At 48.0% G+C, this 13,006-nt stretch carries 10 protein-coding genes; 5 read left to right on the forward strand and 5 right to left on the reverse strand.

Translation table 11 applies throughout. From position 1 onward, the window contains the following. Nucleotides 1–48: 48 nt before the first annotated feature. Both Pan241w_RS21460 and Pan241w_RS21465 read right to left on the reverse strand, forming a co-directional pair. Nucleotides 49–390, reverse strand: coding sequence for a hypothetical protein (locus Pan241w_RS21460; protein ID WP_145219783.1), 342 nt, complete (start codon nucleotides 388–390; stop codon nucleotides 49–51). A gap of 145 nt (nucleotides 391–535) precedes the next feature. Then, nucleotides 536–1,138 carry a hypothetical protein gene (locus tag Pan241w_RS21465; RefSeq protein ID WP_145219785.1) on the reverse strand — a complete coding sequence of 201 codons (603 nt, stop codon included), beginning with the start codon at nucleotides 1,136–1,138 and terminating at the stop codon, nucleotides 536–538. 450 nt (nucleotides 1,139–1,588) lie between these two features. Between Pan241w_RS21465 and Pan241w_RS21470 the strand changes: the two genes are divergently transcribed. The 3 genes from Pan241w_RS21470 to Pan241w_RS21480 all read left to right on the forward strand — a co-directional run bounded on the left by Pan241w_RS21470 (nucleotide 1,589) and on the right by Pan241w_RS21480 (nucleotide 6,727). Continuing rightward, nucleotides 1,589–2,092, forward strand: coding sequence for a sigma-70 family RNA polymerase sigma factor (locus tag Pan241w_RS21470; RefSeq protein WP_145223467.1), 504 nt, complete (start codon nucleotides 1,589–1,591; stop codon nucleotides 2,090–2,092). Next, nucleotides 2,089–3,792, forward strand: a complete 1,704-nt coding sequence (locus tag Pan241w_RS21475) for a hypothetical protein (RefSeq protein WP_145219787.1) — start codon at nucleotides 2,089–2,091, stop codon at nucleotides 3,790–3,792. Before Pan241w_RS21470 ends, Pan241w_RS21475 begins: the two co-directional genes overlap by 4 nt. A gap of 601 nt (nucleotides 3,793–4,393) precedes the next feature. Further along, the gene (locus Pan241w_RS21480; protein ID WP_145219789.1) at nucleotides 4,394–6,727 is read left to right on the forward strand and encodes an aminotransferase class III-fold pyridoxal phosphate-dependent enzyme; all 2,334 of its coding nucleotides are present in this window, start codon (nucleotides 4,394–4,396) and stop codon (nucleotides 6,725–6,727) included. Between the two features lie 21 nt (nucleotides 6,728–6,748). Here the strand turns inward: Pan241w_RS21480 and Pan241w_RS21485 are convergent, their stop codons facing one another. The 3 genes from Pan241w_RS21485 to Pan241w_RS21500 form a co-directional block, all read right to left on the reverse strand. Further along, a complete protein-coding gene (locus Pan241w_RS21485; RefSeq protein WP_145223468.1) occupies nucleotides 6,749–7,687 on the reverse strand; it encodes an SPFH domain-containing protein in 939 nt (312 codons plus the stop codon). Nucleotides 7,688–8,226: 539 nt separating this feature from the next. Continuing rightward, nucleotides 8,227–10,494, reverse strand: coding sequence for a ferrous iron transport protein B (gene feoB / locus Pan241w_RS21495; protein WP_232107227.1), 2,268 nt, complete (start codon nucleotides 10,492–10,494; stop codon nucleotides 8,227–8,229). Between the two features lie 111 nt (nucleotides 10,495–10,605). After that, on the reverse strand, nucleotides 10,606–10,830 hold the full coding sequence (locus Pan241w_RS21500) for a FeoA family protein (RefSeq protein ID WP_145219795.1): 225 nt from the start codon (nucleotides 10,828–10,830) through the stop codon (nucleotides 10,606–10,608). A 610-nt stretch (nucleotides 10,831–11,440) separates the two neighbouring features. Between Pan241w_RS21500 and Pan241w_RS21505 the strand changes: the two genes are divergently transcribed. Together Pan241w_RS21505 and Pan241w_RS29480 are read left to right on the forward strand one after the other, a co-directional pair. Next, nucleotides 11,441–12,379 carry a DUF1559 family PulG-like putative transporter gene (locus Pan241w_RS21505; RefSeq protein WP_145219797.1) on the forward strand — a complete coding sequence of 313 codons (939 nt, stop codon included), beginning with the start codon at nucleotides 11,441–11,443 and terminating at the stop codon, nucleotides 12,377–12,379. Between the two features lie 160 nt (nucleotides 12,380–12,539). Further along, nucleotides 12,540–12,704, forward strand: a complete 165-nt coding sequence (locus Pan241w_RS29480) for a hypothetical protein (protein WP_198000071.1) — start codon at nucleotides 12,540–12,542, stop codon at nucleotides 12,702–12,704. The last annotated feature ends 302 nt before the right edge of the window (nucleotides 12,705–13,006 follow it).

Raw genomic sequence — 13,006 nt, forward strand, 5'->3', positions numbered from 1 at the left:
CTGCTCTAATGCAGTATTCGCCTGATTCTGGTTTTCCTGCACTCAGCTTTAAGGCGAAACTACATCAAAGGTATCGCTTCGCAAGATGGTCGTGTCGTAGCTGTTACCATTATACAAGCGAACGTAGTTCCAGCGTCTTGCTCCTTTTAATGCAAATCCGGGTGTGGTTGCCAGTTGGGGAAGCCGATAAGCAGAACGACTCTGCGGACGGGGATAGCGAGCCGCAACCTCTGGTGGAAGCTGATGACTGTAATAGGAGCGGTTAAACATCCAGCTTTCTGCTTCAGCACGAGAGATACCAAAGCCTAAGCCTACGGTGCCTGTCAGCAACGAGAGGAAGAGCGATCGTGTGACAAGTCTTCTGATTTTTGTTGACTGATTGACTTTCATAGGCTTACCTCTTCAGAAGTGGTTCAATATGTTGCGAAAAATCAACACGATGAACCGGCTTTGAAACGAATGTTGCATCAAAACAACATTCTCTCTTCAATTAAGTGGATGAAGAGGTAATACGCAGATCGTATGCCAAATAGAATCAGTCGAGCGGGATTCCCGCTTCTTTATAAAGCTGCGCCTTTTTCTTATTATCTTGCAAAACCAGAATATTTCCGGTCTCGTCATCATAGCCATACATTTTATAAGGAGGGAGTTGAGCGAACTCAATCCTGTTCTCCTTCATCATTTTCATATATTCGTCGTACGTGGGAAATCGATCATTTAAAGCCTTATGTGCTTTGATCGCCTGCTGCATGCCCAATGTACTCACCCGAGACGCCATTGAAACATAAGCACTGCCTGCCTGGGTATAGGGATCGACGCCCTTAATTTTGCCATCGACAACACTGATATCCGGGTTCTTCAATGCTTTCTTGGCATCTACTACAACTGCCGTAGTTCGCTGCAGAATGCTTTTTTTACCCGCATTCTTGTTCTCAATCGCGGCTGCTTCCTGTGGCATCTCCATCTCCTGCTCTGCCGGTTGAGCGGGAGCAGCCTGTTGTGGCTGATTCCCATGGATCGCATCTTGCTCTTTAGCGATCTCGCTGGGGTCCTGACACCCCATGACGCTTAAAAATGTCAGACAAAGAATCAGACTTAAACTTAAACCACCAAACCTTTTATTCACTGATTTTTTCATCGGCGACACTCTCTGAAAAACGAGATAACAATTCCATACGACTCAGTCCGATAGGTTACCAAATCCATGAATTCGTTTCATCCATTAAATGCCGAATCCCTGAATGAACCATTTTTTACTGAGTAAACACTTAACACATAAACAGTCTCAAATATAAATCTCGTTAAGAAATCATGAATTTGAAAAAAATGACATTAGATCTCATCGAGTTAAGAACAATTCTTAGTAGACCACTGAGGTATTTAATTCACAGAAATTATCCCTTATGTATTGTTTATGACTTTAGATTAGGTCAGGATTTCCGTTCTTTGTAAAAGTTTGCCATATTTGATTTTAATGTCCGTTTAAGGCATTATATTAAATAATAGGCAGGCTTTGCTGAATCATCGAACGGAGCGCACCGACATTATGTCGACATCCACCTCTTCTTCTGATCAAAATTCCAGAGGGATGTTTACGTCGTTATTGAACCAGGAACGATTACGCATATTCGGATATATCCGTGCACTCGTTCCCAACAATTCCGATGCAGAAGACGTATACCAACATGTGTGCTTAACACTATGGAACAAATTTAGCGAATTTGATCAAGAGCGGGATTTTTTTTCCTGGGCCTGCGGAATTGCATTTTTTACGGTTTGCAACTTTCGTAGAAGCGTTCAGCGTGATCGGCACTTTTACAGCCAGGAGTTAATCGAAACCATGTCTATGGAGCGGATGCAACATCTAGGCAACCACAACATTCGACTTGAGCTCCTGCGTGACTGCTTTGATCGCCTGGGCTCTGACGATCAGGAACTGCTTTTACAGGCAACATTCGAAAAACAATCGATTAAAGAATTCGCGGAAAAGGCAGGGAAAACAGTTCAGACACTTTATAACCGTCTGAGTGCTCTAAGACGTGAGTTAGCGCAATGCATCATGCGTAAACTAAAGAACGAGGGGCAATCATGACTGTTCAAGATCTACCTCCTCAATTTAATCGATTGTTAAATCAGCTCATCGACAGCCAATTATCCGATGAGGAATTTGAAGAGCTGGAACAGTGTCTCTCCGAATATCCCCAGGCAAGACAGATTTATTTCGATTACCTCGATATCAACTCGGGAATTCAAAAAAACAACGTCGACAGGCTGAAAGAACTCGACCAGATCGTCACTGCTGATCACACACCGCAAAGTTCAGCTTCTCAACAAACGCACTTAAAACACAGAGGAAATCGGTCCCCACTATTCGGGTACCTTTCAGTAGCAGCCGCTTCCGTTGCACTGATGGTTTCTGCCCACTGGCTTCTGACCGGATACCTGATTGGAGTTAAGCCACCGGGACCAACACTTGAAATGGGAAAAGGAACACTCCCACCCCCTGTACCAATTAAGAATATTCCCTATGTAGCCACCCTCGCGCGATCATTTGACTGCAAATGGGGGGATCAAAATCCACCTCGTTTTTCCGGACAACGTTTACTCTCCCGCGAGCTCTACCTGGAACACGGTGTTGCCGAATTCCGGTTTGATTGCGGAGTGCGCCTTGTGCTGGAAGGCCCGACGAAAATCAATATCGATTCAGCCAGCCGTGCCACCATCGCCTCTGGTTCTGTTGTCCTGCACGGTTATGAATCATCACCAGAATTTGAGCTCATCACTCCTCAGGCCAGATTCTTTGATATCGGTACGGAATACGGCACAAAAGTCAAAGAAGACGGCAGCACCGAGCTACACGTTTTTCAGGGTGCCGTCCGTGTCCAGTCTGAAATGGAACCTGAAATGGAAATGGTCGAAATTTCGGCTCCTTTGATTGTCGGGGAAGGAAAAGCTCGGAAAATCGACGAGAATATTAACGAAGAAATCGCCCTGAAAACTGACGACTTTAAACATGAAGTTCCAGGGAAACCAAAAGAGTTGAGTGTTGTTCGAGAAGAATTACTCGCCTACGACAGCTTTCACCCTCCCGCTATTAGTGACCCGGAAGAAATTTCGGAATGGCGTCATTCAGGAATTGGCTGGAGTAATCCCTGGCGAATTCGATACGACAAGGCCGATGCAGCGAGCGGAAAGAGCAACCCCCGAGACACCCTCCAACCAGATCTGCTTTCACCCAACCAGCTTGGTTGCGTTGAACTGAATAAAGGAAACATTGCCTGGCGAACATTGGAGAAACCAATTCGACTTGATATCGATGCCATCTATTACATCAGCTTCTTCATCGAAAAATCGGTCGTTCAAAGACTTGCCAATCATCAGTATGGGAGTCTTTCCCTGTTTTCTGATGATTATCCGAAAAATGATAAAAACATTCTGTTTGGTGTTAATACGAAAAGCTACCCCACACTACGTCTCAAAAATCAAACACACGAGGTCGCACCTCCTCTGCAGCACGAACAACCTTATTTCTTTGTCGGAAAAATTGTCGCCAGCGAAAATTCTCCCGACCAGGTTTTCTTGCGTGCCTTTTCTCTCGATGAAACAGTCCCTGATCAGGAACCAATGGTCTGGACCTGTGAATCGGAACCATTTGAAGATTCCACAATTTATAACCTCATCCGACTTTATGCCGGCAAGAGCAGTAAATTCCGCTTTGACGAACTTCGTATCGGCACTTCCTGGGAATCGGTCGTTGATTTCCACGATCCCGAAGACATGCGCGATGAATAGTCTCGTTTCAGATCACATTGCTTCTCTTTAATCTGAAACGATCAGATTCGCTTGAGATTGATTCTCCTCTTTCTGTCTTTGGCTCATGAAAATCCCTCCTCGTCAACCACTCTCACTACTGACCCTACATAAAATCCCCTAGATAAAGCCGATCCACGACAGTCTCAAAACGGCTTTGTGATTTTTTCATGATTTTTGTTTTTTTCCAAGTAAGAATGTTCTCTCATCCGACAATTTCCTGATAGCAGGCAACTGATTAGTAATGTCATTGTAGTATCTTTATTTGATTTACTACCCACTAGTCCCTGAACGGCAGGGGGTCATGAATCTTCTTTCATGGCCCCCTTCTTTTTGGGAAATCAACAATCAGTAAAAAGAGCAACGCAGCTCCGTCCTTCGTACAAAGTCCTCCCCCCTGGTTTGCGATCCATTCTTCACACACTATCTCTGCTGTCTTCTGATCTATGTCACTGAAATCTCGGATTTCAGGCGAAACTGGCTTGAGCCTTGATTGACCACTGTGAACCTGATTGAATGATCGTAATCATTCATCAGTTTTTTCATTCAGCAGTGAGTGCGAAACCGCATCAGGGATTGGAACATGCCACAGAATTTTCCGAGTGAGCTAGAACTCTTCGAAAGCCAGTTAAAACTCTTTGTTCCTCCCAACAGCTTCGATGCTCACGCTCATCTGTATCAACACGATGCCGCCATCACCGGCCTGCCTGAATCGGCTGAAAACGAACAAGGTGATTCCGGCTGGAACGAATATTGTCACAATCTCGAACTCTGGATGGGTGACCGGCGGCCTTCTGCCGGGTTGTTCTTCGCGATCCCCAAATTAAACCTCAATCGCCCCGCTGCTAATCAATTTCTTCTCAACGAACTCAAAGACCAGCCCGATTCGCGAGCGCTCCTGCTTGTCACTCCCCAGGATAACCCCGATGAAATCGAAGCACAGATCGAAACCGGCGGCTATATCGGCTTTAAGGTCTATCATATCTTTGCAGACAGAGAAGAAACGTTTCAGGCAGAACCTCGGGATTATATTCCGGAATGGATTTGGGAAATCGCCAATCAACGTGGTTTTGCAATCATGCTGCATATCGTCCGACCGCGAGCGATCGCCGATCCCGTGAATCAGACTTATATCCAGGAACACTGTCTCCAATATCCCCACACCAAACTGATTCTCGCGCACGCTGCCAGAGGTTTTTGTGGAAACCATACTGTCGAGGGAATTTCATCACTCAGAAGTCTGGATAATGTGTTCTTCGATACATCTGCCGTCTGCGAACCCCAGGCCTTTGAAGCCATCCTGCGCGAATTTGGTACCAGCCGCCTGATGTTTGGCACCGACTTTTCCGTCAGCGAAATCAAAGGCCGCTGTGTCAGTATCTCCGACGGCTTTCTCTGGATTGGCGAACAAAACGTTAACTGGGACACGTCCACATTCGCTTCTCCTGTCCGCGTCGGTCTGGAATCTCTGCTCGCTCTCAAACAGGCCTGTCATACGATGCGTTTGATCGACGCCGACGTCGAACGCATTTTCTCATTTAACGCCCGCACATTATTAGAAATCAACACGCAAACCGAAACGAATCTCACACAGGAAACATACCGTCGCGCGAAACAGCTCATCCCCGGCGGTACGCAACTCTTAAGCAAACGCCCCGAGATGTTTGCCCCTGATTGCTGGCCCGCTTATTACCGTGAAGCAAACGGCTGTGAAGTCATCGACCTCGACGGAAAAGTCTATCACGACCTCGCCACCTCAGGCATCGGCTCCTGCCTGTTGGGATACCGTGATCCCGATGTCACCGACGCTGTCATCCGTCGCGTACAGCTGGGCTCCATGAGTTCCCTGAATTCCCCCGAAGAAGTTGAGCTGGCCGAGTTACTCACGTCTCTGCATCCCTGGTCCGATCAGGCACGCTTCTGCCGAACCGGCGGAGAATCGATGGCCATCGCCGTCCGTATCGCCCGCGCACGTACGGGCCGTGATGAAATCGCCTTGTGCGGCTACCATGGCTGGAGCGACTGGTATTTGGCAACAAACCTGCCTCGCAAATCAACCGACGGAACGTCTCTGGATAAGCATCTACTACCGGGCCTCGAACCAGCGGGAGTCCCTCTCGGACTTTCTGAAACCACCCACCCCTTTACATACAATGACATCGACGGACTGCGACAAATCATCAAACAGCGCGGCTCCCATCTGGCGGCAATCGTGATGGAACCCACCCGCTATATTCATCCGGATCCCGGCTTCCTCGAAGCCGTCCGCGAACTCTGTGACGAATGCGGTGCTGTCCTGGTGATTGATGAAATCACCACTGGCTGGCGACTTGCTCTGGGTGGTGCCCACTTACATTACGGAATTGAGCCTGATATCGCCGTCTTCGCTAAGGCGTTAGGAAATGGGCATCCCGTCGCCGCCATCATTGGTAATCGATCTGTCATGGATGCAGCAGAAACCTCATTCATTTCCAGTACCTACTGGACCGAAGGCGTTGGCCCGACAGCCGCTCTGGCGACCATCAAAAAAATGCAAACTGTCAACGTCCGCGAACACATCCAACAGATTGGCGAAGCATTCCGCGCCGGTTGGCTGAAACTGGGGCAACAGCACGATCTACCCGTCAAAGCAGTCGGACACTCCGTCCTGCTCCATCATCAATTCGATCACCCGCAGGCGGCAGAGCTGGGCACCCTGTTTACCATTCGCATGCTGGAGCACGGTTTCCTGACAGGCAGCGGCTTTTACCCCACACTCGCGCACGAACATAAACATATCGCTGCCTACTTTGCTGCTGCGAATAACGTCTTTGCAGAACTCGCGGACGCTTTGAAGAAAGACGATCTTTCTTCACGCCTCAAAACTCCCGTACGCCATTCCGGTTTTGCCCGTCTGACTCCCAGCCCCAAATCGTAGCTTTCTATTTCCAGAAACGGTTTAACTTTGTGAGCTTCCCGTATTCACCACGGGTTGCGTATGCCGGTCACTACACAACACGACCAGTAAATTGGAAACCAAGCCTGCCCGATAGTTCTTATCCAACTCGACCACATTTCGCTCCGCCAGATGATCCAGCGCCATCTCCACCATCCCAACTGCTCCCTCTACGATTTTCGTCCGGGCCGCAACCACGGCTTGCGCCTGTTGCCGCTGCAACATTGCAGCCGCGATTTCCGGCGAATAGGCCAGATGACTGATCCGCGCTTCGATCACTTCTACGCCCGCTTTGTCCAGGCGTTCCTGAATATCAACCTTCAACTGATCGCAGACTTCCGTAGTATTGCCGCGTAAAGAAATTTCATGATCTTCGCTGTCATAAGGATGACGGCTGGCAAGATTTCGCAAAGCGGCTTCACTTTGAACGGCGACGAAATCTTCATAGTCATCCACTTCGAACAACGCCTCCGCCGTATTCACCACACGCCAGACGACGACCGTGGAAATATCAACCGGATTCCCATCGCGGTCATTCACTTTGGACGGCTTTCCTGTCGAACGACTTTTCGCAAGAATTACATTTCCTGCCGCGTCCTTCTGTTCCGGTGTGGTCACCGCCCCGGTTTCAAAATTACGAATACGTAATGAAATTTTCTTTTTGGAGAAAAAAGGATTCACCCAGAAAAAGCCGGATTGCATCACCGAGCCCTTGTACTCACCAAATAACAAGAGCACCCGCGCCTGATTTGGGGCAATCGCCATGCACCCGAACAGGCCGATGAAACTGGCGGGAACCAGAAACACTCCCAAAATAACTACGGGGCCACTTTCATTAATCGCCCCTGTTGCAATCAGGATGATTCCACATACTAAGCCACCCAGACACATTGCCAAGGGAAACCAACCCGGCATTGGATTATAGATTTTCTCGTCTGTCATCATTTTTCTCCGTGATTTGTGCGTTGACTTGAAACCTTCTCTGAAAGAAACGAAATCCATCTCTGCTCAGATCAAAGAATTTCCGATAATTCGAGAACGGTTTTAATAAGCAGAGAGACTACCCACAACCTGTAGCATGCCTGACGTGATCGCATGTTTCACAGAAGCAGAGCGGCGGAAATTCATAGAAGTTGATTCTACACGATGAAAACGTCGATCAAAGCGCAGATTCAGTACTACCGCCATTGAAAGAAATGCAAGCTACTTGCCCAGATTCACTTCGGACTATTCAGCTGATCTAGCGAAATAAAATGGGGAGTCTTTGCGGCTCCCGTATCACAGCCGGTGCAAGACCCGCAGCCTGGACGCTGCTTAAAAAAGCTGAGAACACGACGTGCCAGAAAGTAGACCGCCGCCGCGATGCAAAGCAGGGTTGCAATTAATTGCCATTCAACCTGATTCATCACACGGCCTCATGTAAAAAAGAAAACACTTCAGTCAACTTCGTCAATATTCCTACGAAATCAGAATCTGTTTCGCTAAATAAATAACATCCCTACCTGGTAAGATATCAAAGCCCCGACGTAAGCCAGCGTCGTCATGTAAGTAAACGATACCACTGGCCAGAACCAGCTGTTCGTTTCACGTCGCATGACCATCAGCGTCGCTGCACACTGGGCACACAATGCAAAGAACACCATAATCGAAATCGCCACGGGAACATTAAACACCTTACTGCCATCCGGCCAGGTCGCCGAACGAATCGAACCGATCAGACTTTCATCCTCTTCCCCGACATCACCACCCAGACTGTAAATCGTGCCCAACGTTGAAATAATCACTTCCCGGGCCGGAAACGAGGCAATCACGCCTACACCAATTTTCCAGTCCCAGCCCAGTGGTTTTACCGCCGGTTCAATCCAGTGCCCCGCACGCCCCAGAAAACTGCTTTCCACCAGCTGACTGCTGACATGATTCTGCCGCTCAAATAACGCGGACTGTTCTGCCGCCAATACTTCTTTTTGACTCTCTAATTCCTTCATCGCTGCCGGCTTGTCTTCGTCTGCTGCTGCAATCTGCTCGTCGAGCTCTGACAGAGAAGCGTCAATCGCCTCAATCCGATTCTGAATCTGAAATTGCTCACTGTGATCACCGGGAAAGTAACCGGCGGCCCAGATGATAATGGAGGTCGCAAAAATCAAGGTACCCGCTTTGACCACAAACGACTTGGCACGATTATAAACGCGATAGATCACATTTCGCGGCGAAGGCCATTTATAACCCGGTAGCTCCATCACAAACGGAGCCACATCCCCTTTAAAGCAAACCCGCTTGAGAAACCAGGCAACTGGAATCGCAATCAACGCCCCAATTGATGACATTGCAAACAAGACCATCCCCTGAAGTGTCACCACAGGGCTGCCCGCGATTGTGAAATAGGCAATGTTCGGAATAAAAGCAGCAATAAATAGCGTATACACAGGCCAGCGGGCCGAACAGCTCATTAAAGGCGCGACGAGAATTGTCGTCAAACGTTCGTGCCGATTCTCGATCACCCGCGTCGCCATGATCCCCGGCACCGCACAGGCAAAAGACGACATCAGGGGAATAAATGACTTCCCGCTCAACCCCAGACTTCGCATCAGGCGATCCATGATAAACGCCGCCCGCGCCATATAGCCGCTGTCTTCCAGCACGGCGATAAAGAAATACAAAATCACAATCTGGGGCAGAAAGATTAACACGCCCCCCACGCCGGCAATCACACCATCGACCACCAGACTCCGTAGCGGACCGGGTGAAATCACTGACTCCACAACTCCTTCGATCGATCCCTGCCCTGTTTCAATCAAATCCATTGCGGGCCCCGCCCACGTAAAGACGGACTGAAACACAAAAAACATCAGCACGAAGAAAAACAGAAAACCAAATATGCGGTGCGTCAACCAGCGATCAATTTTATCGGAAGCGGTTTCCCGCTGATCTGGAGGATGCTGTAATACATCCTTTAAGACTTCCCGGGCCCAACCATAACGCATGCGGGCCTCCATCGCCGGAACGGCATAACCCGCCTCTTTCAATCGCGAGCGCGACTCATGGAGATCGTCCATCAAACCATTATGAGTATGGTGCTCGAAATACGATTCCACATAGCCGCCAACATCGAGCAGCAATCGGTCTACCAGAAAATCGGGAGGGCTGTTCTCCTGATTTTCCTGAATCTTCTCGCGAATCAGTTTTCGCTCAGCATAAAAGACTTCTGGAAACAGCGCCAAAGGTTGATGCGACGAGCCTGTCCCAATTTCCAAAATAGCAGCCTTCAGCTCATTCACACCTTTGGCATGATGGGCCTCTGTGCAAACAACAGGCACATTCAATTTTTGGGATAATGCCTGCGCGTCGATCTCGATTCCCCGTGAACGTGCCAGATCATACATGTTGAGCACCAGCACCACAGGAATTGACAAGTCAAGAATCTGACTGAACAGATACAAATTGCGTTCCAGGTTCGACGCATCGGCGATACAGATAATCGCATCGGGCTGCGGTACCCCCTTTTGGCGGCCCAATAGCACGTCGACCGCCAGCATTTCATCAATGGATCGGGGTGCCAGACTGTACGTTCCCGGCAAATCAACCAGATCAATCTGACGGTCACCCCACGTGACACTGCCCACTTTCTTTTCAACCGTGACTCCGGGAAAATTCCCGATGTGAGCATGCCCGCCGGAAAGCAGATTAAACAGCGTGCTCTTCCCGGTATTCGGGTTGCCAATAATGGCAATCGTCATTTTTTTTTGTTGCACGGAAGCTTCTTGCACGGTGGGAGTGTTGATCATGGAATTAGAAAATCTGAAAGCAGCGCTTTCATTCGGAAGGAATACCAGGATGTCCCTCTCGTTTTGAGGAGACCAGCGTTAGACAATTTCAACTTCAACACACTTCGCTTCATTCAGTCGCAGTGATAAGCGGTATCCACGGATTGCAAACTCCAACGGATCGCCTAAGGGCGCTTTGCCTAGTAATTGAATCTGTTCTCCGTCAATCAGCCCCATTTCCATTAACCGGATGGAAATCGCATCTTCACCATTGATATGTGTAATCCGCGCAACCTGGCCTTTTATAATCTGGTTCAACGTCATGACTTAAACGATCTCAACACAAGAGAAATCTAGCGGCGTGCATTTCATATTATCTGCAAAACAGCCAATTATAAGGAAATTGAGACTCAGTTTCAACTCATTCCTCGACATGTTTTGAGAGGTCCCCTAGAGGCAACCCAACTACCAGGAAAAATGAAAATCAAGCCTGATGAAACCGCATTTGAATTCTTTTCCGCTAAATAAGCAATGAAGCCCCCCTTAAAACTCGCCCCACCTTGGGCATTGACTTCCATGTAAACACTTGACACCTAAGTACATAAAAACCATGATGTTATTCAGAATTAATCATGAATTTATTGCTTCGACCCACACATATATTTAGAATTAATAGAGAAGAAGAGACATTCAAACTACAACTAATTCTGTCAATTAATGTGTGACTTTTAGCTGGCTTAAAGTTCTAATCTGATCGAGGTCTTTTCTAGACTTGATCTAAGCAGTCTATGCCTGTCCTTCCAGCTCTAATTCCCTACGATTTAAACAGATTTCTACAACCAGATCTGCGATCTCATCACAGGTTTCCGGTTCCTTTCTATCAAAACGTTATTCTCGTTTTATGTTTGATTTCTTATTTTCAGGAGTTCAAGTTATGGAAAAAATGCTGCTCAAAAGAAAGCGTGGATTCACGCTGATCGAACTGCTGGTAGTGATTGCTATCATCGCTATCTTAATTGCCTTACTATTGCCGGCAGTTCAACAGGCACGCGAAGCCGCCCGACGTTCACAGTGCAAAAACAATCTCAAGCAGATTGGTCTGGCTTTACACAACTACCATGATAACTTCAGAGCATTTCCTCCCGGAAGTGTCCGCAGAACTTATGGCGCTGGAGTTCAATCCTGGACCACAAGTTGCCTGGGGTGGATCCCCCGTATCCTGCCTTTTGTAGATCAGGCACCACTCTACAATCAAATTAACTTTGAAATGGAACACGGGGTTAGCGCTGCTCCTAACAACACACTCCGTCGAGAAAAGTTGACCGTCATGCGCTGCCCCAGCGATTCCTCTCGCCAACCGGATGGTAACTATGGTCCCACCAACTATTTGGCGTGCAGAGGGTTCTCAACGAGCTCAGGAAATAATTCGACCGGTTCTGTTTTCAGTCTGAACAGTCTTGTCAGAATCCGCGATATCGAGGATGGCACAACCAATACCATGCTGGTTTCAGAAACCTTTGCCAGCGCCCCTCTGTGTAGTGAGCTGCCCGTCAGCAACAGCTGTGCCGCTGTATGTGCCACCGAATACAACAATAGCAAAACCGGTGCACAGCAGGGTTATTCCTGGATGTGGGCACAACAGAACCATGCTCACTATTACACAACAATTTATTCTCCGAACCCCAAAATTCCAGACTGCGGTGCCGGCAGTAACTCTGGCTCTGCACTCATCTCTGCTCGCAGTAAGCATGTCGGCGGAGTTCACGCTCTACTGGGTGATGGATCAGTTCGATTTGCTTCGGAAAATATCGACCAGACGATCTGGCGGAATCTTGGTGATCCCGCTGATGGAAATACGATTGGCGAATGGTAAGATACCTGGTGCTGATCTGCAAAAAATTCTCGTCACTTGTTTCAAGTGACGAGTTTTTTAGCTATACCTTTTTACTATTTCTATGATTTCAAGCTGTGGTCACTTTCAAACTCAATACCTGGACCACAGTGGTTGACCTCTTTTATTGGAACAACGAGAGATGAACAGTTTTATTCGCTCACTACTGCTGACAGCCTGCCTGGCGCCCTTTCAATTCGGTTGTGGAGAAGAAGCTCCCCTGACTCCTCCAACGGAAGAACCAGTGGAAGAACTGGACCCTGCCGTAGAAGCTGAAGCACAAAAAGAAGCACTTCGAAATCAATAGTACGAAATAATCATTCCCGCCAGGATTCTTGCGTTGAAGAACACAAAAGAATCCTGGCTTTTTCTTTTCACAGACGACGCTCTCACATGCTGCAAAGAAATCCTTTTGCACAAAAAAACTGAGTTCCCTTCTCTGCCAGTCTCCGATCGTGTTTCCCGATTTCTCCGTCCTGGCACTCTCATCCAGCATTGCTTCACTCAGTCCGTTTGACATGTTCTCATTTTAATCATAAATGAAGTACACTGAGTGATTTGCCTCATCACACAATCCAATTTTTTTGAATTCGTACTGGAATTATTTGC

It is taken from the genome of Gimesia alba (assembly GCF_007744675.1).
In the GTDB taxonomy this organism is placed as follows: domain Bacteria; phylum Planctomycetota; class Planctomycetia; order Planctomycetales; family Planctomycetaceae; genus Gimesia; species Gimesia alba.

What these genes read in the sequence shown, in the direction of transcription:
- Pan241w_RS21475 (WP_145219787.1), top strand. Translation starts at nt 2,089, where the DNA reads ATGACTGTTCAAGATCTACCTCCTCAATTTAATCGATTGTTAAATCAG.
- Pan241w_RS21505 (WP_145219797.1), top strand. Translation starts at nt 11,441, where the DNA reads ATGGAAAAAATGCTGCTCAAAAGAAAGCGTGGATTCACGCTGATCGAA.
- Pan241w_RS29480 (WP_198000071.1), top strand. Translation starts at nt 12,540, where the DNA reads ATGAACAGTTTTATTCGCTCACTACTGCTGACAGCCTGCCTGGCGCCC.
- Pan241w_RS21465 (WP_145219785.1), bottom strand. Translation starts at nt 1,138, where the DNA reads ATGAAAAAATCAGTGAATAAAAGGTTTGGTGGTTTAAGTTTAAGTCTG.
- Pan241w_RS21480 (WP_145219789.1), top strand. Translation starts at nt 4,394, where the DNA reads ATGCCACAGAATTTTCCGAGTGAGCTAGAACTCTTCGAAAGCCAGTTA.
- Pan241w_RS21460 (WP_145219783.1), bottom strand. Translation starts at nt 390, where the DNA reads ATGAAAGTCAATCAGTCAACAAAAATCAGAAGACTTGTCACACGATCG.
- Pan241w_RS21485 (WP_145223468.1), bottom strand. Translation starts at nt 7,687, where the DNA reads ATGACAGACGAGAAAATCTATAATCCAATGCCGGGTTGGTTTCCCTTG.
- Pan241w_RS21500 (WP_145219795.1), bottom strand. Translation starts at nt 10,830, where the DNA reads ATGACGTTGAACCAGATTATAAAAGGCCAGGTTGCGCGGATTACACAT.
- Pan241w_RS21470 (WP_145223467.1), top strand. Translation starts at nt 1,589, where the DNA reads ATGTTTACGTCGTTATTGAACCAGGAACGATTACGCATATTCGGATAT.